The organism is Pseudomonas sp. GW821-FHT07G10 (assembly GCF_059418545.1).
On sequence record NZ_JBWKQB010000004.1, the window covers coordinates 193,156 to 218,161 of the forward strand.

The 25,006-nt window shown below is 58.8% G+C and carries 22 protein-coding genes; 11 read left to right on the forward strand and 11 right to left on the reverse strand.

Annotated elements, in window-relative coordinates:
- Positions 1–18 precede the first annotated feature (18 nt).
- From AC07O1_RS08480 to AC07O1_RS08515, 8 genes are all read left to right on the forward strand, one after another.
- Positions 19–1,020, forward strand: a complete 1,002-nt coding sequence (locus AC07O1_RS08480; RefSeq protein ID WP_495088498.1) for a diguanylate cyclase domain-containing protein — start codon at positions 19–21, stop codon at positions 1,018–1,020.
- A gap of 93 nt (positions 1,021–1,113) precedes the next feature.
- Positions 1,114–2,209 (forward strand): peptide chain release factor 2 gene (prfB, locus tag AC07O1_RS08485; protein ID WP_494992537.1). Its coding sequence is split into 2 segments (ribosomal slippage): positions 1,114–1,185 and positions 1,187–2,209, totalling 1,095 coding nucleotides; the frame shifts between segments, so codons are not numbered across the junction.
- A 126-nt stretch (positions 2,210–2,335) separates the two neighbouring features.
- A complete protein-coding gene (gene lysS, locus AC07O1_RS08490) occupies positions 2,336–3,838 on the forward strand; it encodes a lysine--tRNA ligase (RefSeq protein ID WP_495088499.1) in 1,503 nt (500 codons plus the stop codon).
- Between the two features lie 111 nt (positions 3,839–3,949).
- The gene (locus tag AC07O1_RS08495; protein ID WP_495088541.1) at positions 3,950–4,654 is read left to right on the forward strand and encodes a TetR/AcrR family transcriptional regulator; all 705 of its coding nucleotides are present in this window, start codon (positions 3,950–3,952) and stop codon (positions 4,652–4,654) included.
- Positions 4,655–4,681: 27 nt separating this feature from the next.
- Positions 4,682–5,230: a hypothetical protein gene (locus AC07O1_RS08500; RefSeq protein WP_495088500.1), complete on the forward strand. Its 549-nt coding sequence runs from the start codon at positions 4,682–4,684 to the stop codon at positions 5,228–5,230.
- 34 nt (positions 5,231–5,264) lie between these two features.
- On the forward strand, positions 5,265–6,542 hold the full coding sequence (locus AC07O1_RS08505; protein ID WP_494992540.1) for a flavohemoglobin expression-modulating QEGLA motif protein: 1,278 nt from the start codon (positions 5,265–5,267) through the stop codon (positions 6,540–6,542).
- Positions 6,543–6,625: 83 nt separating this feature from the next.
- Positions 6,626–7,540 (forward strand): alpha/beta hydrolase, encoded by a 915-nt coding sequence (locus tag AC07O1_RS08510; RefSeq protein WP_495088501.1) that lies wholly within the window; start codon positions 6,626–6,628, stop codon positions 7,538–7,540.
- A complete protein-coding gene (locus AC07O1_RS08515; RefSeq protein WP_494992541.1) occupies positions 7,537–7,863 on the forward strand; it encodes a PA3694 family proteiin in 327 nt (108 codons plus the stop codon). The genes AC07O1_RS08510 and AC07O1_RS08515 overlap by 4 nt, the downstream gene beginning before the upstream one ends.
- A 58-nt stretch (positions 7,864–7,921) precedes the next feature.
- Here the strand turns inward: AC07O1_RS08515 and AC07O1_RS08520 are convergent, their stop codons facing one another.
- From AC07O1_RS08520 to AC07O1_RS08535, 4 genes are all read right to left on the reverse strand, one after another.
- On the reverse strand, positions 7,922–8,299 hold the full coding sequence (locus AC07O1_RS08520) for a hypothetical protein (RefSeq protein ID WP_495088502.1): 378 nt from the start codon (positions 8,297–8,299) through the stop codon (positions 7,922–7,924).
- 84 nt (positions 8,300–8,383) lie between these two features.
- Positions 8,384–9,193 (reverse strand): putative RNA methyltransferase, encoded by an 810-nt coding sequence (locus AC07O1_RS08525; protein WP_494992543.1) that lies wholly within the window; start codon positions 9,191–9,193, stop codon positions 8,384–8,386.
- Positions 9,193–10,344 (reverse strand): succinyl-diaminopimelate desuccinylase, encoded by a 1,152-nt coding sequence (dapE, locus tag AC07O1_RS08530; protein ID WP_495088503.1) that lies wholly within the window; start codon positions 10,342–10,344, stop codon positions 9,193–9,195. Before dapE ends, AC07O1_RS08525 begins: the two co-directional genes overlap by 1 nt.
- 222 nt (positions 10,345–10,566) lie before the next feature.
- The gene (locus tag AC07O1_RS08535; RefSeq protein ID WP_495088504.1) at positions 10,567–13,158 is read right to left on the reverse strand and encodes a glycosyltransferase; all 2,592 of its coding nucleotides are present in this window, start codon (positions 13,156–13,158) and stop codon (positions 10,567–10,569) included.
- Positions 13,159–13,435: 277 nt separating this feature from the next.
- Between AC07O1_RS08535 and tcdA the strand changes: the two genes are divergently transcribed.
- A complete protein-coding gene (tcdA, locus tag AC07O1_RS08540) occupies positions 13,436–14,245 on the forward strand; it encodes a tRNA cyclic N6-threonylcarbamoyladenosine(37) synthase TcdA (protein ID WP_495088505.1) in 810 nt (269 codons plus the stop codon).
- A gap of 110 nt (positions 14,246–14,355) precedes the next feature.
- Here the strand turns inward: tcdA and AC07O1_RS08545 are convergent, their stop codons facing one another.
- From AC07O1_RS08545 to map, 7 genes are all read right to left on the reverse strand, one after another.
- Entirely contained in the window at positions 14,356–14,763 is a 408-nt protein-coding gene (locus AC07O1_RS08545; RefSeq protein WP_495088506.1) for a SufE family protein, read from the reverse strand.
- Entirely contained in the window at positions 14,760–15,965 is a 1,206-nt protein-coding gene (locus AC07O1_RS08550) for an aminotransferase class V-fold PLP-dependent enzyme (protein WP_495088507.1), read from the reverse strand. Before AC07O1_RS08550 ends, AC07O1_RS08545 begins: the two co-directional genes overlap by 4 nt.
- 77 nt (positions 15,966–16,042) lie before the next feature.
- Positions 16,043–17,077 (reverse strand): 2,3,4,5-tetrahydropyridine-2,6-dicarboxylate N-succinyltransferase, encoded by a 1,035-nt coding sequence (dapD, locus tag AC07O1_RS08555; RefSeq protein ID WP_494992549.1) that lies wholly within the window; start codon positions 17,075–17,077, stop codon positions 16,043–16,045.
- Positions 17,078–17,109: 32 nt separating this feature from the next.
- On the reverse strand, positions 17,110–17,418 hold the full coding sequence (locus tag AC07O1_RS08560) for an arsenate reductase (protein ID WP_494992550.1): 309 nt from the start codon (positions 17,416–17,418) through the stop codon (positions 17,110–17,112).
- A 501-nt stretch (positions 17,419–17,919) separates the two neighbouring features.
- Entirely contained in the window at positions 17,920–19,119 is a 1,200-nt protein-coding gene (gene dapC / locus AC07O1_RS08565; protein ID WP_494992551.1) for a succinyldiaminopimelate transaminase, read from the reverse strand.
- A 34-nt stretch (positions 19,120–19,153) separates the two neighbouring features.
- Positions 19,154–21,856, reverse strand: a complete 2,703-nt coding sequence (locus AC07O1_RS08570) for a [protein-PII] uridylyltransferase (RefSeq protein ID WP_495088508.1) — start codon at positions 21,854–21,856, stop codon at positions 19,154–19,156.
- Positions 21,857–21,899: 43 nt separating this feature from the next.
- Complete coding sequence (map, locus tag AC07O1_RS08575) at positions 21,900–22,682, reverse strand: type I methionyl aminopeptidase (RefSeq protein WP_494992553.1); 783 nt, start codon at positions 22,680–22,682, stop codon at positions 21,900–21,902.
- A 381-nt stretch (positions 22,683–23,063) separates the two neighbouring features.
- Here map and rpsB point away from each other — a divergent pair, with 381 nt between their 5' ends.
- Positions 23,064–23,804, forward strand: a complete 741-nt coding sequence (gene rpsB / locus AC07O1_RS08580; protein WP_494992554.1) for a 30S ribosomal protein S2 — start codon at positions 23,064–23,066, stop codon at positions 23,802–23,804.
- A gap of 203 nt (positions 23,805–24,007) precedes the next feature.
- Positions 24,008–24,871, forward strand: a complete 864-nt coding sequence (gene tsf / locus AC07O1_RS08585; protein WP_494992555.1) for a translation elongation factor Ts — start codon at positions 24,008–24,010, stop codon at positions 24,869–24,871.
- Positions 24,872–25,006 lie beyond the last annotated feature (135 nt).

A 25,006-nucleotide genomic window follows, 5' to 3' on the forward strand; every position in this document is an offset into this window, starting at 1 on the left:
TAATTCAGGTGACCGCACATGCATGACTTGCAGCTCGACGATTTCAAAACCGATGAAAATGCCGCGATGGTGTTGTTGGTCGATGATCAGGCAATGATCGGTGAGGCTGTGCGGCGCGGGCTGGCCCATGAAGAGAATATCGATTTCCACTTCTGCGCCGACCCGCATCAGGCCATCGCTCAGGCGATCCGCATCAAGCCGACGGTGATCCTTCAGGATCTGGTCATGCCCGGTCTGGACGGCCTGAGTCTGGTACGTGAATACCGCAACCACCCGGCGACCAAGGATATTCCCATCATCGTGCTGTCGACCAAGGAGGATCCCTTGATCAAGAGCGCGGCGTTTGCCGCAGGCGCTAACGATTACCTGGTCAAGCTGCCGGACAATATCGAACTGGTCGCGCGTATCCGCTATCACTCGCGTTCTTACATGACCCTGCTGCAACGTGATGCGGCGTATCGCGCGTTGCGGGTCAGCCAGCAGCAGTTGCTCGACACCAATCTGGTGCTGCAGCGGTTGATGAACTCCGACGGCCTGACCGGGCTGTCCAATCGCCGGCATTTTGATGAATACCTCGAGCTGGAATGGCGGCGAGCCCTGCGCGATCAGACGCAACTTTCACTGTTGATGATCGATGTCGACTACTTCAAGTCCTACAACGATAACTTCGGCCATCTGGAGGGCGATGAAGCCCTGCGCAAAGTCGCCACGACCATTCGCGACGCCAGCAGTCGACCGTCCGACCTGCCAGCCCGTTATGGCGGCGAAGAATTCGTCCTGGTGCTGCCCAATACCTCGCCGGGTGGCGCGCGGCTGGTGGCCGAGAAACTGCGTCAGACTGTGGCTGCGCTGGGAATTACGCATATCTCCCCGACCGAAGGCTCGAGCCTGACCATCAGCATCGGCCTGTCGACCATGACCCCGCAGCAGGGCACTGATTGCCGGCAACTGATCTCGGCAGCCGACAAAGGTTTGTACCTGGCGAAAAACAATGGGCGTAATCAGGTGGGGATTGAATGAAGTAGGGCCCCATCGGCCAAGCGGGCTGCCTTGACAGCCTGATTGCGTTATACTCGTCGGCTTTCAAAAGTTCGCCAACGAGTGCTGCCCGCCATGGAAATCAACCCGATCCTTAACAGTATCAAGGACCTGTCCGAGCGCTCCGAAACTATTCGGGGGTATCTTTGACTACGATCAAAAGCATGAGCGTCTGACCGAAGTCAATCGCGAGCTTGAAGATCCGAGTGTCTGGAACAACCCTGAATACGCCCAGAATCTAGGCCGCGAGCGTTCCTTGCTGGCCCAGATCGTCGATACCCTCGATGAAATGCACAGCGGTCTGGCCGATGCCAAAGACCTGTTGCTGATGTCTGCCGAGGAAGAAGACCAGGCGGCTGTAGACGACGTTGCCGCTGAAGTGGAGCGTCTGCGCGAATCCCTCGAGAAGCTCGAATTCCGTCGGATGTTCAGCGGCGAGATGGACGCCAATAACGCGTACCTGGACATTCAATCCGGTTCCGGCGGCACCGAAGCCCAGGACTGGGCCAATATCCTGCTGCGCATGTACCTGCGCTGGGCGGATAAACGCGGTTTCGAGGCGACCATCATGGAGTTGTCCGCCGGTGAAGTTGCCGGGATCAAAGGCGCGACCGTGCACATCAAGGGTGAATATGCCTTTGGCTGGCTGCGTACCGAAATCGGCGTGCACCGTCTGGTGCGCAAGAGCCCATACGACTCCGGTAACCGTCGTCACACCTCGTTCTCGGCAGTTTTCGTCTCGCCGGAAATCGATGACAACATCGAAATCGACATCAACCCGTCGGATTTGCGGATCGATACCTATCGCTCCTCCGGTGCCGGTGGTCAGCACGTAAACACCACCGACTCGGCTGTACGTATTACCCACGTACCGACCAACACCGTGGTCAGTTGCCAGAACGAACGTTCCCAGCACGCCAACAAAGACACCGCGATGAAAATGTTGCGGGCGCGCTTGTACGAGCAGGAAGTGCAGAAACGCAACGCCGCCTCGCAAGCCCTGGAAGACACCAAGTCGGACATCGGCTGGGGTCACCAGATTCGCTCGTACGTGCTCGACCAGTCGCGGATCAAGGATCTTCGTACTAGCGTCGAACGCAGCGATTGCGACAAGGTGCTTGACGGTGATATCGACGAATACCTGGTGGCAAGCCTCAAGCAAGGGCTGTAAAGCAGCCATACATGATCACTGCGCAGCTGCGGTGATCATGTAGGAGCATGGGGGGACGCCTAGTCCTTGCCCGCGAACCCTGCCGCAAGGCAGGGGCAACGAACCTGTGATGGAAAATTTAAAGACATGAGCGACCTACAACTCGACCCGCAAGCCCTGCAACAGGAAGAAAACTCCCTGATCGCCCTGCGCAAGGAAAAGCTTGCTGCCGAGCGCGCCAAGGGCCAGGCCTTCCCCAACGACTTCCGCCGCGACGCCTACTGCGAAGACTTGCAGAAGAAGTACGCGGACAAGACCAAGGAAGAGCTGGCAGAGGCAGCGATCCCGGTCAAGGTGGCCGGTCGTCTCATGCTCAACCGTGGTTCCTTCATGGTGATCCAGGACATGTCCGGGCGCATCCAGGTCTACGTCAACCGTAAAACCCTGTCGGAAGAAACCCTGGCCGCGGTCAAGACCTGGGACCTGGGCGACATCATTGCCGCCGAAGGCACCCTGGCCCGTTCCGGCAAAGGCGACCTGTACGTTGAAATGACCAACGTGCGCCTGCTGACCAAGTCCCTGCGCCCGCTGCCGGACAAGCACCACGGCCTGACCGATACCGAAACCCGTTATCGCCAGCGCTACGTCGACCTTATCGTCAACGAAGACGTGCGTCAGACCTTCCGCGTGCGTTCGCAAGTGATCGCGCACATCCGCAGCTTCCTGATGAAGCGCGACTTCCTCGAAGTCGAAACGCCGATGCTGCAGACCATTCCGGGCGGCGCTGCGGCCAAACCGTTCGAAACCCACCACAACGCCCTGGACCTGGACATGTACCTGCGCATCGCGCCGGAGCTGTACCTCAAGCGTCTGGTGGTCGGCGGTTTCGAGCGTGTGTTCGAGATCAACCGCAACTTCCGTAACGAAGGCGTTTCGACCCGGCACAATCCCGAGTTCACCATGCTCGAGTTCTACCAGGCCTACGCTGACTACGAAGACAACATGGACCTGACCGAAGAACTGTTCCGTGAACTGGCGCAGCTGGTTCTGGGCAGCACCGACGTGCCTTATCAGGGCAAGGTGTTCCACTTCGGCCAGCCGTTCCAGCGCATCTCGGTGTTTGCTTCAATCCTCAAGTACAACCCGGAAATCACCGCCGCGGACCTGGAAAGCATCGACACGGCCCGTGCCATCGCCAAGAAGGCCGGCGCCGACGTCAAAGGCTTCGAAGGCCTGGGCAAGCTGCAAACCATGATTTTCGAAGAGCTGGTGGAGCACAAGCTGGAACAGCCGACCTTCATCACCGAATACCCGTTCGAAGTGTCGCCGCTGGCACGTCGCAACAACACCAACCCGAACGTCACCGACCGTTTCGAGCTGTTCATCGGAGGCCGCGAAATCGCCAACGCCTACTCCGAGTTGAACGACGCGGAAGACCAGGCCGAGCGCTTCCAGGCCCAGGTGGCCGACAAGGACGCCGGTGACGACGAAGCCATGCACTACGACGCCGACTTCGTTCGTGCGCTGGAATACGGCATGCCACCAACCGCCGGTGAAGGTATCGGTATCGACCGTCTGGTGATGTTGCTCACCGATGCTCCGTCGATCCGTGACGTGATCCTGTTCCCGCATATGCGGCCGCAAGCGTAAGTGTTATGAATAAGAAGCCGCCTACATCAGGCGGCTTTTTATTGTCTGTGTGGAACTGACGTACTTCTAATTCATAGTGATGTGAGAGGAATATCTGTCGTGAATGGTGCAATTGCTCTAGAAGGTGCAGCTGGAATCGCCACTGCGGTCGCTGAAAGTGTTCAGTACCAGGGCCGCAAGGCCAGCCGACAGGGAAGCGAGCAGCGCCGACAGGTTATTCTCGATGCCGCGATGCGTATCGTCGTGCGTGATGGCGTGCGTGCGGTGCGTCACCGCGCAGTGGCTGCCGAGGCCAATGTGCCGTTGTCGGCGACTACTTACTATTTCAAGGATATCGATGACCTGCTCACCGATACCTTCGCTCAATATGTGGAGCGCAGTGCAGCCTACATGGCCAAATTCTGGGCCAATAGCGAGGGCTTGCTGCGCGAGATGGTCGCTTTCGGTGACGGCAGCCGGGAGTCTCGTTCACAACTGGCTGACGACATTGCCCGGTTGACCGCCGACTATGTGCAGCGCCAATTGCACAACCGCCGTGAACACTTGATGGCCGAGCAGGCATTTCGCCAGGAGGCACTACTCAACCCGCGTCTGGCGCTGTTGGTGCGTTCGCATCAGCAAATCCTCCTACAGGGCACTTGCCATTTTTTCCAGGTATTGGGTTCCCGTGAGCCACAACAAGATGCCAAAGTGTTGACGGCTATAATCGGACGGATGGAATATCAGGGCCTGCTCAATGACGCGGAACCAGCGGCCGAGGAAGAAATGCTCGGTATCCTTACGCGTTACATGCATTTGGTGCTGGCCTCCGTGTGACGACCGCGGTGTTCAAAGGAGTGTTGAATGAAGTCCTGGCGTGAGGTCGTGATCGCCATGTCGTTTCTGCTGCTCAGTGGCTGTCTGGTGAGTGTCAGGCAGCCACTGCCGGCTGATCAGGCGGCACCTGCCGCGCTGCTCGGCAAATGGACGAGCAAGAACGTCTGGGGCGGGGCGCTCAACCTTGAGCTGAGCCGCGTCGCGACCAATCGCTACAAGGCTGTCAGCTACCCCAAAGGCGAGCCGAAACAGCGCGAGGCTTATGACTTCACCGTTTCCCGCCATGGCAGCCGCTGGTACTTGTCGGCGGCGGTGCCGGATCAATTCGGCGGCCACTTCACTATCGCCGGTTTCGAGTTGACCGATAACCATGAATTGGTGGTCTACAACCTGGACCTGGAGCAGATTCGCCAGGCGCTGGGGCAAGAGGCCTTGAGTGGCGAGCGGTTTGAAACCAAAGAAGGCGATGGTGTTCTGATCAGCAACCCGCTGGAACAGGTGTTCGCCTATCTGGATGATCCCGCCAACTCTGACGTATTCATCGAAGCGGCGCGCTTCCAGCGTTCGGGCAAGTAAACGCGGCATAGAACGTTATCAATAGGAGTTTCGGGTGGACGATTACCAGCAGACGATACGCACTTTGTCCGATCGCATAGTGCTGGCGCAAACACCAATCCGCGTACTGGATGCGGTCAAGTGGGACGAGAACATCCGCAAAGGATTCCTCAAGGCCAAAGGCAAGGAAATGCCTGCCGTCGACCGCGACTACTACCTCAATCGCCCACTGTCGTTCGACTCCAGTGCGGTGAAGCTGGAGTTCCAGAACATCGAGCGTGACATCACCCGTCAACTGGGTCAGTTCAACCCGGTCGGGCAGATCATGCGGCGTATGTGCAAGGAATACCGCATGGTGGTGCGCATGCTCGAAGCGCGCGGCACCGAAGATTTCGGTCTGATCTCCCAAGAGCTTTATGGCGCGGCCTCCGACGCCTTCCATGCCGGTGACCCGACCCTGGCCGACCTGGGCCTGATGCTCTCCGATTATCTGAACAACATCGACGGCCGTGGCGACCTCAAGGACGAACCCAAGACCTTGACCTCCAAAGAGGCTGTCCATCTGCTGCAATGCCGCTTGAACAAAGTCTTTGGCGAAGCCGAGGACACCATCCGGGTGTTCGAGTCCGACGGGATCGTCGCTGACGCGGCAGCCGGTGCCGACTACATCAAGATCCGCACCGATGCGATGTTCAACAACCGTGACGTGCGTGCTTTGGAGGTCCATGAGGGGCTGGTACACGTCGGCACCACGCTCAATGGCCTGAACCAGCCGATCTGCACCTTCCTGTCCAAGGGCCCACCGTCCTCGACCGTGACCCAGGAAGGCCTGGCGATCCTGATGGAAATCATTACCTTTGCTTCCTATCCAAGCCGCCTGCGCAAACTGACCAACCGCACCCGCGCTATTCACATGGTGGAAGAGGGGGCGGATTTCTTGCAGATCTTCGAGTTCTTCCGCGAACAAGGCTTCGAGGCGGAGCAAAGCTATAGCAATGCCAGTCGGGTGTTCCGCGGATCAGTGCCTAATGGTCTGCCATTTACCAAAGACTTGTCCTACCTCAAGGGCTTTATCATGGTTTACAACTACATTCAGTTGGCCGTGCGTAAGGGCATGCTTGAGCAGATACCCTTGTTGTTTTGTGGCAAGACCACTCTGGAAGACATGCGCACCTTGCGCCAGTTGTTGGACGAAGGCCTGATCGTACCGCCCAAGTATTTGCCGGACCAGTTTCGTGACATGAACGCTTTGTCGGCCTGGATGTGCTTCTCCAACTTCCTCAATCACCTGAGCCTGGACCGGATCGAGGCGGACTACTCGAATATCCTGTAACAACACACCATTGCATTGATCGTTCCCACGCTCTGCGTGGGAACGATCAGATGTCCCACCATTTTTTGCGAGGTTTCAAACGGATGAGAATCCTCGGCATTTTTTGTCTGTTACTGACCTTGAACGGCTGCAGCTCCTTGCTGTTCTACCCCGAGCCCGGTCTGCCGTTCACTCCGCAAAAAGCCCGACTGCAATACCGCGACGTCACCCTGACCACGGCGGATGGCATCAAACTGCACGGTTGGTGGCTGCCGGCCAAGGCTGGCGTGGCGCTCAAAGGCACGGTGCTGCATCTGCACGGCAATGGCGGTAATCTGGCCTGGCACCTGGGGGGTAGTTGGTGGCTGCCGAAGGAGGGTTATCAGGTGCTGCTGGTGGACTATCGCGGCTATGGCCTGTCTGAAGGTGAGCCGCGGCTGCCGGAGATTTATCGGGACATCGACGCAGCATTCCAATGGCTGGACAAGGCCCCTGAGGTTCAAGGCAAACCGCTGGTGCTTCTCGGTCAGAGCCTCGGTGGTGCGCTGGCCGTGCACTATTTGGTCGAACATCCCGAGCGCCAGCACCAGCTCAAGGCGCTCATTCTTGACAGCGTGCCGGCCAGTTACCGTGATGTCGGGCGCTCCGCCTTGAGCACCTCCTGGCTAACCTGGCCGTTTCAGGTGCCATTGTCCTGGCTGGTGCCGGACGCTGACAGCGCAATCAACGTCATGCCGCAACTGCGCGGTGTACCGAAATTGATCTACCACAGCATCGATGATCCGATCGTGCCTCTTTCCAGCGCTATCCGTCTGTATCAAGCTGCGCCGCCGCCCAGGGTGCTGCAATTGACCCGCGGAGGTCATGTGCAGACCTTTGCCGACCCGATCTGGCGAAAAGTCATGCTGCGCTATCTGGATGACCCGCAGCATTTCAACGGCCTGCGCCGGCTGGGCGAAGTCCCGAATTACCCGCTACCCCCGAATTCAGAAGTTGAACCCCCAGAGAGTCCGCAATGAGTGAAGAACGTAACGCCATCCCCCTCATCATCACCGGTATCTGCAGCATCCTCGGCACCGTGGCATGCCTGTGGTACTACGGCTACCTGCACTTCGCCAAACCGGAAGATGCGCTGCTTTTGAACGATTTCACCATGCTCAAGACGCAGCCAGGCGAGGATTACAAAATCTCCCTGGAGCCCGCTGCTGAAGTGGCGCAATGCGTTGATGGTGTGCTGGTGCTGTTCGACACCGAGCAGAAAGGCTTGACCGGCGTGTTGGTCAATAACAAGAAGAAGGCTGTGCGCTGCATGGGCCAGGAGACGCCGCAGCTGGAGCAGTGATGCTACAGTCAGCCATAAATCCGGAATCCTTAACAGATTCCGGATTTATGGCAGTGAATTACGCTGTATGCCAGGTGATCTCTTCTTCACCATCAACGCTGATGCGAATCCAGCGATCAGCCGTTTCCTCGCCTTCATCCTCAACCCAGCTACCCGGTGCGCAACGCACCTCGACGTTCAACGCGGCGAAAGCGGCGCGAGCGCAGGCGATATCGTCGTCCCATGGGGTCTGGTCGCTGTCCAGGTGCAGGCTGTTCCACTTGCCCACAGCCTTCGGCAGCCAGGTTACTGGCACATTGCCGGCCTTGCATTTGTAAGTCTGGCCTTTCTGCTCCCAGTCGGTGCAAGGGCCCAGAGCCGTGCCGAGCCAGGCCGCAATGGCCTTGTGATCAACGTCGGCGTCTTTCAGGTAAATCTCGATATCGGGTTGGCGCATGGATGTCCTCACTGCGGGTCTGAAAAATCCATTCGCGGATTTAGTCGGCCTCAAGACTAATGCTCAAGACCATAAATTAATGGGTTATTGAAGAACGAAGTAATCGTAGCGCATTGATACGCTGACCTCGAACGGCTCGGCCTGTTCGATGACATTCGCCCGGCGTTCGGCACTGGCGCGCCAGCCGTGGGGCGTCATTGCCAGCAGGTTGGCGCGGTCCTGGGGCGCGACCAGGCTGAGTTTAAAGTCCAGGGTTTCACTGTGTTGCAGCTGCATGCCTTCTGGTACCAGGGCCAAATGCTTGTCGTCGGCGTAATCGCGGACTTCGTCATACAGGCGCTCGCGTAATTCCATCAAGTGACCGCTGGTCGGTCCGACGCGCATCAAGCCACCACCGGGGCTGAGCAGGCGTTTGGCTTCCTGCCAGTCCAGAGGGCTGAAGACGCTGGCGAGGAACTGGCAGCTGGCATCGGCCAAAGGTACGCGGGCCATGCTGGCGATCAACCAGGTCAGCTTCGGATTGCGCCGGCAGGCGCGTTTCACCGCTTCGCGGGAGATATCCAGGGCGTAACCGTCAGCGTTGGGCAATCCTTCGGCGATTTGTGCGGTGTAGTAACCCTCACCACAACCGATATCCAGCCAGCGCTGTGGCGCACGTTCGGCGGCCAGTTCGGCAAGGCGCCTGGCCACCGGTGCGTAATGGCCGGCGTTAAGGAAATCACGGCGCGCTTCGACCATGGCTTGGTTGTCGCCGGGATCGCGGCTGTTCTTGTGCTGCACCGGCAGCAGGTTCAGGTAACCTTGGCGCGCGCGGTCGAAGCGGTGCCCGACGGGGCAGACCACTCCATTGTCGACCGCGCTCAGCGGCGCGGTGCAGATAGGGCAGGTGAGCATCAGGCGAGCAACTTGATCAAGGTCTGGTAGTAGATTTCGGTCAGTACATCGAGGTCGCTGGCGAGCACTCGCTCATTGACCTGATGGATCGTCGCGTTGACCGGGCCCAATTCGACCACTTGGGTGCCCATGGTCGCGATGAAGCGCCCGTCGGACGTGCCGCCGCTGGTGGAAGCCCTGGTTTCACGGCCGGTAATGGCCTTGATGCTGTCCGATACGGCATCGAGCAACGCGCCCGGTTCGGTGAGAAACGGCAGACCGGACAGCGCCCACTCCACGTGCCAGTCCAGGCCATGCTTGTCGAGGATATCGGCGACCCGCTGTTGCAGGCCTTCGACGGTCGACTCGGTGGAGAAACGGAAGTTGAACACGGCAACCAGATCACCCGGGATCACGTTGGTCGCACCGGTGCCGGAGTTCAGATTGGAGATCTGGAAGCTGGTAGGCGGGAAGAAGCTGTTGCCATTGTCCCAATGCTCGGCGGCAAGTTCCGCCAGCGCCGGGGCAGCGAGATGGATCGGGTTCTTCGCCAGGTGCGGGTAGGCCACGTGACCTTGCACACCGCGTACGGTGAGCCTGGCTCCGAGGGAGCCGCGCCGACCGTTTTTCACCACATCACCGACCAGGGCGGTGCTCGACGGCTCGCCGACGATGCACCAGTCCAGACGTTCCTTGCGGGCAACGAGGCGCTCGATCACCGCTTTAGTGCCGTGATGAGCCGGGCCTTCTTCGTCACTGGTGATCAGGAAGGCCACCGAGCCTTTGTGATCCGGGTAGTCGCTGACAAACCGCTCGGCCGCCACGGTCATGGCGGCCAGGCTGCCTTTCATGTCGGCCGCGCCACGGCCGCAGAGCATGCCGTGTTCGTCGATCAGTGCGTCGAATGGGTCTGTCTGCCAGGCTTGCACCGGGCCGGTCGGGACCACGTCGGTGTGGCCGGCGAAGCACAGCACCGGGCCTTCGTGTTTGCCGTGGGTCGCCCAAAAGTTATCCACATCCTCGATGCGCATTGGCTCCAGCTTGAAGCCGGCATCGCCCAGGCGCTGCATCATCTGCTTCTGGCAATCGGCGTCGACCGGCGTGACGGAGGGACGGCGGATCAGGTCGATGGCCAGTTGAAGGGTCGGCGAAAGGTCGGCGTGGGCCGTCATGTAATAACTCCGAAAGCATTGGTGTGGGAGCGGGCCGGGCGGCGTTCCGCTTGCCCGCGAAGAACGATGATGAGGTTTGTCTGTTACACCGAGTCGCTTCAATCGCGGGCAAGGGCTCGGCGCCCCCCCTGCTCCTGCGGTCGTGGGACTGGGCGCGCAAAATGGTGGATATCTTAAAGCAAAACGGCGACCAGAGGCCGCCGTTTAGTGGTTTGCGCAGATTTAGGCGGCAGGTGCCGGCTCTGTCTCTGGCGCAGGTTTTGGCAGTGAAGACAGGAACGCCATGATCAGCGCGGCCAGATACGGCAGCGACTGCACCAGCAACATGGTCACCCAGAAGCGCATGTCGTTGCTCGGTATGCCCTGCACCAGGAATATCCCCAGCGCCGCGCCCCACAACAGCAGCATGATGAACATCTCTTCACGGGCTTCCGAGATCGCCACCCAAAAGCCGTGGTTGTCGGCATTTTTCGGCGTACGGAAGAACGGAATACTGCTGGTGAAGAAGCCGTACAGCACCGCCTTGGCAATGGTGTGGGACAACGCCAGACCCGCCAGTGCCGCCGCGAACGCATCCTTCATGTCGACCCCGACCGCACGACGGTAGAGGAAGATGATCTTGCCGACCTTGAACACGAACAACGCCAATGGCGGGATTGCGAAAATCAACAGCGGTGGATCGACCCGTTGCGGCACGATGATCATCGCCGCCGACCACAGCAGAGCGCCGACAGTGAAGAAGATGTTCATGCCGTCCGCGACCCACGGCAACCAACCCGCGAGGAAGTGATAGCGCTGGCCACGGGTCAGTTCGGTGTCTTTACCGCGCAACAGGCTTGCGGTGTGACGCTTGATGATCTGAATCGCTCCGTAGGCCCAGCGGAAACGCTGTTTCTTGAAGTCGATAAAGGTATCGGGCATCAGGCCCTTGCCATAGCTGGTGTGGTAATACGCCGCCGACAGACCTTTTTCGAATATCCGCAGACCCAACTCGGCGTCCTCACAGATGCACCAGTCGGCCCAGCCCAGTTCTTCGAGCACCGAACGGCGGGTCATGGTCATGGTGCCGTGCTGGATGATCGCGTCACGGTCGTTACGGGTGACCATGCCGATGTGGAAGAAGCCTTTGTATTCCGAGTAGCAGAGCTTCTTGAAGGTGCTTTCGTTCTGGTCGCGATAATCCTGCGGTGACTGCACCACGGCGATTTTCGGGTCGGCGAAATGCGGCACCATGTGCTTGAGCCAGTTCGGCTCGACACAGTAATCGGAGTCGATCACCGCGATGACTTCGGCGTCCGGCGCGGTGCGCGGAATCAGGTAATTCAGCGCGCCACCCTTGAAGCCGGCCAGTGGCGCGACGTGGAAGAACTTGAAGCGCGGGCCGAGCGTCTCGCAGTAGGCCTGTACCGGTTCCCAGACTGCCGGGTCCTTGGTGTTGTTGTCGATGATCAGGACTTCGAAGTCCGGATAGTCGAGGTTGGCCAGCGCATCGAGGGTCTGTTTGACCATCTCCGGTGGCTCGTTGTAGCAGGGCACGTGGATCGAGACTTTTGGACGGTAGTCGGAATCGCCCACCACCGGCAGGAATTCGCGCCGGCGTTTGTGGGTCCAGACCGCTTCGGCCAGTTCGTGGGCCTCAGTCAGCAGCACGATAAACACCCCGAGCGCACCGAGGGCGAGCAAGAAACCCACCGTCAGGCTGAACCAGGTGCTGTATTGCTGGCTGTAGTCGTAGCCGATCCACACCAGCACCGAACCGCAAAGGAACGCGACAAAGGTCAGGAAGGTGCGGCCACGCTGACGCAGGGCCGAACCGTCGATCATCAGCAGGGTCAAGGACAACAAGGCCAGGACGACCGAGCCGATGGCCAGTACTCGCCATTGCGGAATCGCAACCACCGGGCCTTCAAAGTTGAATTTCTGCTGACGCGCGGCGTTGTAAACGCCCCAATACGCGCCTACCGAACCTTCGTCGCTGGCTTTCCATGGCTGGTCAAATGCTTCAATCACGAAGTAGTTGAAGCCCTGGCGGTTGAGTTTGTTCACCAGTGTGCGCAGGTAAATAGCCTGGTCAGCCGGGGTCGCATCAGCACCACCGCGCATGCGGCCGTTGCTCGGCCAGCCCACTTCGGACAGCAGCAGAGGTTTTTTCGGGAACATCTTTTTCAGGTCACGGGCACGGTCCAGGACGAACTGACCGGCCTTGTCCATCGGGATGAACTCCCAATAAGGCAGGACGTGGGCCGCGATCAGGTCGACGTGCCTGGCCAGCTCTGGATGTTCTTCCCAGACGTGCCATTGCTCGGACGTGGTGACCGGAACCTTGACGGCCGCGCGCACGCGATCAAGCAGAACGCTCAGTTCCTTGGCGGTGATTTCCTTGCGAAAGATCGCTTCGTTGCCTACGACGACGCGCACAACACTGCGTGAGCTGTTGGCGAGTGCAATGGCACGGGTGATTTCGCGCTCGTTACGCTCTTGATCCGGGCTGATCCAGATCCCCAGGGTTACCCGCAGGCCGAACTCTTCAGCCAGCTTCGGGATGTCCTCAAGCGTGCCGTCGACCGAGTAGGTACGGATGTTGTCGGTCAGCTTGCTCATGATCTCCAGATCACGACGCATTTCATCGTCGGATGGATACTGGTCTTTCTGTGGGTACTGCCCTTGCTGGAACGGCGAGTAAGAAAAACCGGAGATCTGTTCAGGCCAGTTGGGGGCCGTGACCGGGCGATTGATCAGCGCCCAGAAGCCGGTGAATAGCGCGGCGATTGCCAGAACCACCACCAGATTGAGTCCAAATTTACGCGATGACATAGAGATTTCGGGTTCCAAAGGGTGTGGAACGAAGGAACTGTTGGCAGGTGCCAAACGGCGCGCATCCTACACTGACCTTCAACTTACCGTACAGCATGTGAAGAGAAGGTCGCCGTTGGGCAACGGCTCTTCACTTAAGTTCTTATCGGCTGTTTTTGTAGCTCAAATAACCGCGCTGATTAGCCTATTGAAAGAGGCTTGGCCACCGTTCATAGCGCAAAGGTGCTCTTGGCCAGCATCGGCCCTATAATGCGCGCCGGTTTTTGGGGTAATGGTCATGAGTACAGAAGATCCGCGGTTTGCTGGCGTTGCCCGTTTGTACGGCATCGAAGGTCTGGAGCGCTTGCGTGCGGCCCATGTGGCGATCGTCGGGGTCGGCGGAGTTGGCTCCTGGGCGGCGGAAGCCATCGCCCGTTGCGGGGTCGGTGAGATATCGCTGTTCGATCTGGACGATGTTTGTGTCAGCAACAGTAATCGTCAGTTGCACGCATTGGACAGCACCGTCGGTCAGGCCAAGGTCGAGGTGATGGCTGAGCGCTTGCGCGGGATCAACCCAGCCTGCACGGTGCATGCCGTGGCCGACTTCGTCACTCGCGAGACCATGGCCGAGTACATCACAGCAGACATCGATTGCGTAATCGACTGCATCGACAGCGTCAACGCCAAGGCGGCGCTGATCGCCTGGTGCAAACGCCGCAAGATTCAGATAATCACCACCGGCGGCGCCGGGGGGCAGATCGACCCCACGCTGATTCAGGTCTGTGACCTGAACCGTACCTTCAATGACCCTCTGGCATCCAAGGTCCGCTCCACCTTGCGCCGTGATTACGGCTTCTCCCGCACAGTGACCCGCCATTACAGCGTGCCCTGCGTGTTTTCTACGGAACAACTGCGTTACCCGAAACCGGACGGCAGTATTTGCTTGCAGAAGAGTTTTGTCGGCGACGGCGTGAAACTTGACTGCGCGGGCGGTTTTGGCGCCGTGATGATGGTAACGGCGACCTTCGGCATGGTCGCCGCGACCAAGGCTGTGGACAAGATAGTTGCCGGGGTACGGCGGCCGGCGGATCGGGTCAAACCTGCTTGATAGATCGTTCCCATGCTCCGCGTGGGAATGCAGCCCGTGACGCTCTGCGTCACAAGAGCGGACGCAGAGCCTCCATTGAGGCATTCCCTCACAGAGCATGGGAACGATCATCAGTACCCAGCCAACTCCCGCATCCTCTGCAATACGGCATTCAGGCCATTGCTGCGCGATGGTGACAACTGCCGGGCCAGGCCCAACTGGTTGAACCAGTCCGGCAAGTCGATCTGCTGCAAATCCTCTGCAGACAAACCGTTGACCCGTACCAGCAGCAACGCCACCAAGCCACGAATCAACCGCGCATCGCTGCTGGCGGTGAATTGCCAATGGTCGTCCTGCAACGTACCCAGCAACCAAACCTGACTTTCACAGCCCTGCACCCGATTGGCCTCGGTCTTTTCCACATCGCTCAAGGCCGGTAGTCGATCGCCCCACTGCATCAGCAGGCGCGCTCGCTGTTCCCATCCGGCGGCGCTCTGAAAGGTTTCCAGCGCCGTCAGCGCTTCGGCGGGCAAACTCATCGCAACAACTCCAGGGCTTGATCCAGCGCCTCAAAGAAGCGCTCCAGGTCTTCGGAGTCGTTGTACAGTGCCAACGACACCCGAATCGCTCCCGCAAGACCCAAGCCTTTGAGCAACGGCATCGCGCAATGATGGCCGGCGCGTACGGCAATTCCTTGTTCGGTCAGCAAATGCGCGAGGTCAGAGTTGTGCACGCCCTCGACGACAAAGCTGGCCAGCGCTACCTCAGGTTTGCCCAGCAGGCGAACGCCTTTGCGCGCATGCAAACCTTGCAGCAGATAGGCATGCAATGCGGCCTCATGGGCGTTGACCGCATCCAGATCGAGCCCGCTCAGGTAATCGAGGGTCGCACCGAGGCCGATCACACTGGCAATCGGCGGTGTTCCGGCTTCGAAACCGAGCGGGGCGGGTCGGAAGGAGGCGTGCTGGTAGTCCGCGTTTTGCACCATTTCGCCACCGAACTGCCAGTGGCGTAATTGGTGCAGCGCCTCACTGCGGCCGTAGAGCACGCCGAGGCCGTCCGGTCCGTAAAGCTTGTGGCTGGAAAATACATAGAAATCGCAGCCCAAAGCCTGCACATCGTGTCGCCCATGGACAACACCTTGAGCGCCATCGACCACGGTCAAGGCACCATGGGCCTTGGCCATCGCCAAAAGCGCCGGCAACGGCTGCCAGGCGCCGAGTACGTTGGACAACTGGCTGACCGCCAGCAGGCGAGTACGCGGGCCGATCAGGCTTGCCGCGGCATCGAGATCGATCAAGCCGTCGGCGTCCAATGGCAAGACGATCAGCTCAAGGCCGCGACGCAGGGCCAGCTGTTGCCAAGGCAGCAGGTTGGCATGATGTTCCAGGGCGCTGATGACAATTTCATCACCGGCATTGAATTGGTGTTCCAGACCATAGGCCAGGAGGTTCAGCGCGGAGGTCGCGCCGTGGGTAAAGATGATTTGCCCGCTTTCGCCTGCATTGAGCCAATGCGCGACCTTGCTGCGGCTGTCTTCGAACGCCTGAGTGGCGTGGGCGCCGGGCAGGTGTTGGGCTCGATGGACATTGGCCGCACCATTGGCGTAGTAGTGCGTCAGGGCGTCCAGCAGGGCTTGGGGTTTTTGAGTGGTGGCGGCGTTATCCAGATAGGTCTGGTCTTGCCGTTGCAATGCGGCGATGGCCGGGAAGTCGGCGCGCCAGGCAGAGGGCACAAGCATGGTGGTCAAGACTCGTTTGAGCCTGTCGGATGCTGATTATAAACGCCCGACAGGCTCCGTTGGCATCGAGTCGCTGCTTAGTTGTGAGCGTGCAGCGCTTCGTTCAGTTCGATGGCCGACTTGTGGGTTTTGCACTCCACGGCACCGGTCTCCGAATTACGGCGGAACAACAGGTCAGGCTGGCCAGCCAGTTCACGGGCCTTGAGCACCTTGACCAGCTTGTTGTTCTCGTCCAGTAGAGCCACTTTGGTGCCAGCGGTCACGTACAGGCCGGACTCTACGGTGTTGCGATCGCCCAACGGAATGCCGATACCGGCGTTGGCGCCGATCAGGCAGCCTTCGCCGACCTTGATCACGATGTTGCCGCCGCCCGACAGGGTGCCCATGGTCGAGCAACCGCCGCCCAGGTCCGAACCCTTGCCGACGAACACGCCAGCCGAAACGCGACCTTCGATCATGCCCGGGCCTTCGGTGCCGGCGTTGAAGTTGACGAAACCCTCGTGCATCACGGTGGTGCCTTCGCCGATGTAGGCGCCCAGACGAATCCGCGCGCTGTCAGCCAGCCGCACACCGCTCGGTACCACGTAGTCGGTCATTTTCGGGAACTTGTCTACCGAGAATACTTCCAGCAACTCGCCACGCAGACGGGCTTCGAGTTGATGCTCGGCGAGTTCCGCGAGGTCGATCGCACCCTGGCTGGTCCAGGCGACGTTCGGCAGCAGCGGGAAAATGCCGGCCAGGTTCAGGCCGTGAGGCTTGACCAGACGATGGGACAGCAGGTGCAGTTTGAGGTAGGCCTCAGGGGTGGAGCTCAATTGCGCGTCTTCTGCCAGCAACGTGGCGACCAGCGGCTTGTGGCTTTCGGCCAGGCGGGTCAGCAATGCGGCTTGCGCGGCGTCGACGCCTTTGAGTGCTTCAGCCAGTTGCGAAGCCTGGGCAGTGCTGAACGCGATGGCCTGATTACCTTCGGTGTAACCCAGAATCGGGGCAATAGCGGCGACCAGTTCGGCCGACGGATTGAGCAGCGGCTGGGCGTAAAACACTTCCAGCCACGCGCCTTGACGATTCTGGGTGCCGACACCGAAGGCCAGGCTGAACAGGGTAGTGGACATGGGATTACCTCTACAAAATTGAACGGGCTGGCTTACTTGAGCGCTGCCGCGTAGATATCTGGCTTGAAGCCAATCAGGGTTCTGTCACCGAGATCGAGCACCGGGCGCTTGATCATCGAAGGTTGTGCGAGCATCAGTTCGATGGCTTTCGTCTGGTCGAGATCGGCTTTGCGTTCGTCGTCGAGTTTGCGAAAGGTCGTGCCTGCGCGGTTCAACAGCACTTGCCAGCCGTGCTCATCGCACCACTGGGTCAGGTGTTCTCGGTCAATTCCGGCCGCTTTGTAATCATGGAATTCATAGCTGGCAGCGTTTTCATCGAGCCAGGTGCGCGCTTTTTTCATGGTGTCGCAAGCTTTGATGCCGAAAAGGTGCAACGTTTTGCTTGAAGCGGTCAAGGAATTGCCCCCCTTTGGAGATGCTGGAAACGAAAGGTGACGGATTATGCCACGACCGGGCAGGTTCGGCGTCGGCTGCGGCCGAGCTTTGTCGCAATGTATTACAGATTTCCAGGCCCGTTGCGACATTGGTGCGGCGGTCAGCCAGCAGCTTAAACGACTAATGTGGCACTTCAATGGCGAACAGTTGCCAAGCGGGTGCCATTAGCATTCGATTGATTGGCAATCGCGCTTCAGAATCGCTGGTTGCGGCACGGTACCCAGCCCTTGCAATGACGCAGCGCGCGGCCAGCCGGAGGAAGTCTCTGATGTGGTGGTTTGGCTGCTCTCGGGCGACGTGTTGTGAGAGGTGGCAGTTCAAGTGATGCTGTGAAGCTATCGCGAGCAAGCTCGCTCCTGCAAAAAGCGCGATTCATTGCAGGAGCGAGCTTGCTCGCGATCGGCCGCTTACTTGCGACGCTGAATGAAGTCGCGAATCCGCTCGGCGGCTTCAACGCATTCGGCCAGCGGCGCGACCAGTGCCAAACGTACGCGTCCGGCGCCTGGGTTGAAGCCTTTGACTTCACGGGACAGATACGAGCCTGGCACTACGGTTACATGTTCTTCGGCAAACAGCTGGCGGCAGAACTCGGCGTCATCGCCCTCAACATTCGGCCACAGATAGAAGCCACCATCCGGGCACTGCACATCGAGAACCGGGCTCAGAATTTCCAGCACCGCATCGAATTTTTCCCGGTACAGCGTTCGGTTGGCGCGCACGTGCTCTTCGTCGTTCCAGGCCGCGATGCTTGCGAGCTGCGTCTGAACCGGCATGGCGCAACCGTGGTAGGTGCGGTACAGCAGGAAGGCTTTGAGGATCTCGGCGTCACCGGCAACAAAGCCGGAGCGCAGGCCAGGCAGGTTGGAACGTTTGGACAGACTGTGGAATACCACGCAGCGCTTGAAGTCCTTGCGCCCCAGTGCCACGCAGGCGCTGAGCAGGCCGGGCGGTGGCGTCTGTTCATCAAAATACAGTTCGCTGTAGCACTCGTCGGCAGCGATCACGAAGTCGTACTCGTCGGCCAGAGCGATCAGCTTTTTCAGGGTTTGCAGTGGGATCAACGCGCCGGTCGGATTGCCCGGCGAGCACAGGAACAGAATCTGGCAGCGCTGCCAGACATCGGCCGTTACCGCGTCGAAATCCGGATTGAAGCCGTTTTCGTCCAGGCAAGGCAGGTAATGCGGCTTGGCCCCGGCAAGGAAGGCTGCACCTTCATAGATTTGATAGAAGGGGTTCGGGCTGACGATCAGTGCTTCATCGCTGCGGTTGACCACCGTCTGGGTGAAGGCGAACAGCGCCTCGCGCGTACCGTTGACCGGCAGAATATTACGGGCAGGGTCGAGCCAGCCGTCGGGGACGCTGAAGCGACGTTCGCACCAATGAGCAATTGCTTCACGCAGGGCTGCAATACCCAGAGTGGTCGGGTAGACCGCCATCTGATCCAGGTTGCTGGCCAGGGCTTGGGCGACAAAGTCAGGCGAGCGATGTTTAGGCTCGCCGATGGACAGGGCAATCGGGCGTTTACCTGCTGCGGGCTGAACAGTGCCGAGCAGGGCGCGGAGTTTTTCGAACGGGTAGGGCTGCAACTGGTTCAGAGCGTTGTTCATTGCTGGCGGATCTCACTCAAGTCATGGCGCGCGACTAGAAGCTCAGGCGCGACAGTTCGATATTCGGTTCGTGGCTGACGCTCAATTGTTCAACGATGGCGTCCTGCAAGCGGCTGCACAGCTGCGGGTCGGACAACGGTTGGTTGTTTGCGTCGGTGATGAAAAATACGTCTTCCACGCGTTCGCCGAGGGTGGCGATCTTGGCGTTCTGCAGCGACAGATCGAACTCGAGGAAGATTGTCCCGATCCGTGCCAACAAGCCGGGCCGGTCCGGAGCGCTCAGCTCAAGGACAGTCACCGGACGCTGGGCGTCGTTGTGGATGGTGACCTGTGGCGGGAAAGCGAAGTGCTTGAGCTGGCGTGGCACCCGTCGCTGAATGATGGTCGGGTAGTCAGCCGGATTGCGCAGGGCTTCGGTCAGGCCGTCGCGGATCTGTTTGACGCGCAGAGGGTTGTCGCCGATCGAGTCGCCATCGGTGTCGAGCACGATATACGTGTCGAGGGTGAACTGGCTGCTGGAGGTGATGACCCGGGCGTCGTGAATGTTCAGGTTGAGCTGGTCCATTGCCGCCACGGTCACAGCGAAGAAGTCGTGCTGGTCTGGCGCGTAGATGAAGATCTGCGTTCCGCCCTCGAATTCTCGCTGTGTGGTTTCCTTGATCAGCACCAAGGGGCCGCCGTCGGCGGGCTGTTGCAGGATCGCATCGCTGTGCCAGGCTACGTCGCCAGCGGTATGGCGCAGGAAATAGTCGTCGCCCAGTTGTGCCCAGAGCTGTTCGACGTCATCCGGATCGGTGCCGCTGCGTACCAGGATGTCCAGGGCAGCGCTCTGGGTCTGGCGAATCTGCTGTTCACGATCCACCGGATTTTCCAGGCCGCGGCGCAAGGCGCGCTTGGTCTCGGTGTAGAGCTGACGCAGCAGGCTCGCCCGCCAGGAGTTCCACAGGGTCGGATTGGTCGCATTGATGTCGGAGACGGTCAGCACATACAGATAGTCGAGCCGGGTCTGATCGCCAACGATTTGTGCGAAATCGTGGATAACCTGCGGATCGGACAGATCCTTGCGCTGGGCGGTGGTCGACATCACCAGGTGATTCTGCACCAGCCAGACAATCAGTCGGCTGTCCCACTGCGGCAGTTGATGGCGTACGCAGAACGCCTCGGCATCTACTGCGCCAATGTCCGAGTGATCGCCATGCCGACCCTTGCCGATGTCGTGATACAGGCCGGCCAGGTAGATCAACTCGGGTTTTGGCAGCTTGCCCATGAGTTTGCTGGCTAGCGGGAATTTTTCGGAAACCTGGGTGTACTGCAGTTTACGCAGGTGTTTGATCAGGTTCAGGGTATGGGCGTCAACGGTATAGATGTGGAACAGATCGTGCTGCATCTGGCCGACGATAAAGCCGAATTCCGGCAGATAGCGCCCGAGAATGCCATAACGGTTCATTCGCCGCAGATTGCGGTGGACGCCGATCTCGCACTTGAACAATTCGATGAACAGGCTGGTATTGCGGATGTCATGGCGGAATTCGTCGTCAATCAAGTGACGGTTTTCCCTCAGCAAACGGACGGTATCGGCGCGAACTCCTTTAATCTCCGGGTGCTGAGCCATCAGCAGGAAGATCTCCAGCATCGCGAATGGCGTGCGTTTGAAGACATTGACGTTGGTGACTTCGATGTAGCCGTCATGCAGCTGAAAACGCGAGTTAAGCGGCTGCGAGGGCGCTTCATCTTCTGATGCGAGAATGACTTCCTCGAAGTGCTGGATGATCAAGTCGCTGAGCTGGGCAATGCTCATGACCACCCGGTAATACTGCTGCATGAAGCTTTCGATAGCCTGCTTGGCGTCATCCCCCGCGAAGCCCAGCAACCCGGCTATCGAGCGCTGGTGATCGAACAGCAGGCGGTCCTCGGAGCGTCCGGCCAGCATGTGCAAGGCGTAACGGACCTTCCACAGAAATTCCTGGGATGAAGCCAGCAGGGTGTTCTCGCTCTCCACCAGGAAGCCCTCGCCAGCCAGTGCACGCAAGTTCAGCGTGCCGTACTGGCGGCGGGCTACCCAGAGAATTGTCTGGATATCCCGCAGGCCACCGGGGGAGCCTTTGACGTTGGGTTCCAGGTTGTATTCGGTATCGTTGTACTTGTGGTGGCGGGCCTTTTGCTCGGCACGCTTGGCCAGAAAGAAGTCCTTGCTTGGCCACATATGAGCGGTACTGGTGACCTCCAGCATGCGCTGGCGCAAACGCTCGGGGCCAGCAATGGTGCGGCTTTCCATCAGGTTGGTGATGACCGTCAGGTCGGCGCGGGCCTCTTCGGCACATTCATCCACCGAACGCACGCTTTGCCCGACTTCCAGGCCAATATCCCACAGCAACGTCAGAAAACGTTCGATGGAATCGCGGAAAGTCTCGTGATCGGCGCTGTCGAGCAGGATCAGCAGGTCGATGTCGGAGTAAGGGTGCAGCTCGCCGCGACCATAGCCGCCGACCGCGACCAGCGCGATGTCGGCGTCTTCGTTCCAGTTGAACTGCTCCCAGGCCTTTTGCAGGATGTTATCGATGAACCAGGCGCGATCCTCGATCAGTCGACGGATATCCCGACCGGCACGAAAGCGCTCGTCGAGCGCCTCGCGGGCCTGGCGAATAGCTTTCTTGAAGGCCGCAATCGGGCTTGCCTTCAAGGCCAGTTCAGCCTGGAACTGACCGCGGTCGAAGAGTTCGGGATCCACCTGCGGCATCGATTGGCTTTCCTTTCTTTATGTAGGGGCAGAGCAGGACGGATCAGGCCGAAACGCGAGGGATAGTGTCATCGCTGCGCAGGGTGAAGATCTCGTAACCGGTGGCGGTCACCAGCAGCGTGTGTTCCCACTGCGCGGAGAGCTTGCGGTCCTTGGTGATCGCGGTCCAGCCGTCGCCCAATACTTTGGTGTCGGCGCGGCCCTGGTTGATCATTGGCTCGATGGTGAAGGTCATGCCTTCTTTCAGTTCCATTCCGGTGCCGGCACGACCGTAGTGCAGGATCTGCGGCTCTTCGTGAAACACCTTGCCGATGCCGTGGCCACAGAACTCGCGGACCACCGAGAAACCGTTTTTCTCGGCGTGTTTCTGGATGACTTCACCGATGTCGCCAAGGCGGCAGCCGGGTTTGACCAGTTCAATGGCCTTGTACATGCATTCCTGGGTGACTTGCGACAGGCGCTCGGCCCAGACAGGCACGGTGCCAACGTGGAACATCCGGCTGGTGTCGCCGTGATAGCCATCTTTGATGACGGTGACATCGATGTTCAGGGTATCGCCATCCTTGAGTGGTTTCTCATTCGGGATGCCGTGGCAGACCACATGGTTGATCGAGGTGCAGATCGACTTCGGGAAACCCTTGTAATTGAGAGGGGCAGGGATGGCCTTCTGTTCATTGACAATATAGTCGTGGCAGATGCGGTCCAGTTCGTCCGTGGTGACGCCGGGTTTGACGTATTCGGCGATCATTTCCAGCACGTCGGCGGCCAGTTTGCCGGCGACACGCATTTTTGCGATGTCCTCTGGGGTTTTGAGGGTGACGGTCATACAGGCTCTCTAGGCGCTCAATGGCGCTATAAACACGGTAGATGGATTGCGGAACCAAATGTTGCGTCTTCGCAACCCTAAAACGCGATTCTAACAGACGGTCGGTGCAAATCATGAACGTCTTGCCATCGCTTCTCTCTATAGTAATGGTGCATTCTGATCCGATTCCAAGGTCAGGGTAAAAGCTGATGCCTGGAGCGTGTGAATCCTGGTTTCGTTTTTCCCTTTCTTGTGGTATAAAATGCGCCGCTTTCCGGGGATACCTCGAAAAGTTTAAACCCACACACGCGTCGACACGATGACCTGGGTGCCTTCAGCTTGACGCTGCTGGTTGGTCATTGGGATGCGTGGAGGCCTAACCCGACTTATTAAGGAACTATCATGTCCCAAGTCAACATGCGCGATATGCTGAAGGCCGGTGTGCACTTCGGTCACCAAACCCGTTACTGGAACCCGAAAATGGGTAAGTACATTTTCGGCGCGCGGAACAAGATTCACATCATCAACCTTGAAAAAACCCTGCCAATGTTCAACGAAGCTCTGACTTTCGTAGAGCGTCTGGCCCAGGGCAAAAACAAGATTCTGTTCGTCGGCACCAAGCGTTCCGCTGGCAAGATCGTTGCTGAAGAAGCAGCACGTTGCGGTTCGCCGTACGTCGATCACCGCTGGTTGGGCGGCATGCTGACCAACTTCAAAACCATCCGTGCTTCCATCAAGCGTCTGCGTGACCTTGAAGTTCAGGCTGAAGACGGTACTTTCGCCAAGCTGACCAAGAAAGAAGCGCTGATGCGCACTCGCGATCTTGAGAAGCTGGATCGTAGCCTGGGTGGTATCAAGGACATGGGCGGTCTGCCAGACGCACTGTTCGTTATCGACGTTGATCACGAGCGCATCGCGATCACCGAAGCCAACAAACTGGGCATCCCGGTTATCGGCGTTGTCGATACCAACAGCAGCCCGGAAGGCGTTGACTACATCATCCCAGGCAACGATGACGCAATCCGCGCCATCCAGTTGTACATGGGTGCGATGGCTGATGCTGTGATCAAAGGTCGCAACCACGTTGCTGGCGGCACCGAAGTGTTCGTCGAAGACGCTCCAGCAGCAGTAGTTGAAGGCTGAGTAGCTAGCGCTTAGCGTTTACTCAGTACGCAAAAAGGGGGCTTGGCCCCCTTTTTGCCACCTCGAAAATCGTTTGTTGAAAAATGCCCTCTGCAGTTTTTGTCATGAGCGGCGGTTAACAAGTGTTTCGGGAGTAGCGCAAGAATTGAACGCCCGTTCGGTCGGGTGGAATGGTTGAAAACCTATCCAAGAGGAATTTTGAAATGGCAGAGATTACTGCAGCGTTGGTCAAAGAACTGCGCGAGCGTACCGGCGAAGGCATGATGGACTGCAAGAAAGCCTTGACCAAGGCTGGCGGCGACATCGAAAAAGCCATTGATGACATGCGTGCTTCGGGCGCCATCAAGGCAGCCAAAAAAGCAGGCAACGTTGCTGCTGAAGGCGCAATCGCTATCAAGGACAATGGTAAAGCGGCAGTTCTGCTGGAAGTGAACTCGCAGACCGACTTCCTGGCTCTGCAAGACGACTTCAAAGTGTTCGTTGCTGCCAGCGTCGAACAGGCTTTTGCTGACAAACTGACTGATGCTGCTCCGCTGATCGAAGCGCGTGAAGCTGATCGTCTGGTTCTGGTCGGTAAAGTCGGCGAGAACGTCAACATCCGTCGTCTGGTTCGCGTTGAAGGTGACGTGGTCGGTACTTACCTGCACGGTAACAAGATCGGTGTTGCTGTCGTCCTGAAGGGCGGTAACGTTGAACTGGCTAAAGACATCGCGATGCACGTCGCGGCCAGCAACCCTGAGTTCCTGCTGCCGTCGGAAGTTTCCGCTGAAGCCATCGAGCGCGAAAAAGCCGTGTTCATGAGCCTCAACGAAGACAAGATCAAAGGCAAGCCAGCCGAAATCGTTGAAAAAATGGTTGCTGGTCGTATCAGCAAGTTCCTGGCCGAAGCCAGCCTGGTCAACCAGCAGTTCGTCAAGGACCCTGAAGTGACTGTTGGCGACCTGGCCAAGAAAGGCGGCGCTGAAATCGTTTCCTTCACTCGCTTCGCGGTAGGTGAAGGCATCGAGAAGCCAGTAGACAACTTCGCTGAAGAAGTTGCTGCTCAGCTGGCTGCTGCCAAGCAGTAAGACAGTTTTTTAAACTGTCGCCCTGAAGAGGCTGCCCGCTCACGCGCGCAGCCTCTTTTCAAATGGGATGATCAATTTATTTGGCTTCCCTTCGGAACTGGCTTACAAAGCCGTGTTCCGATGGCGTTGTGATAG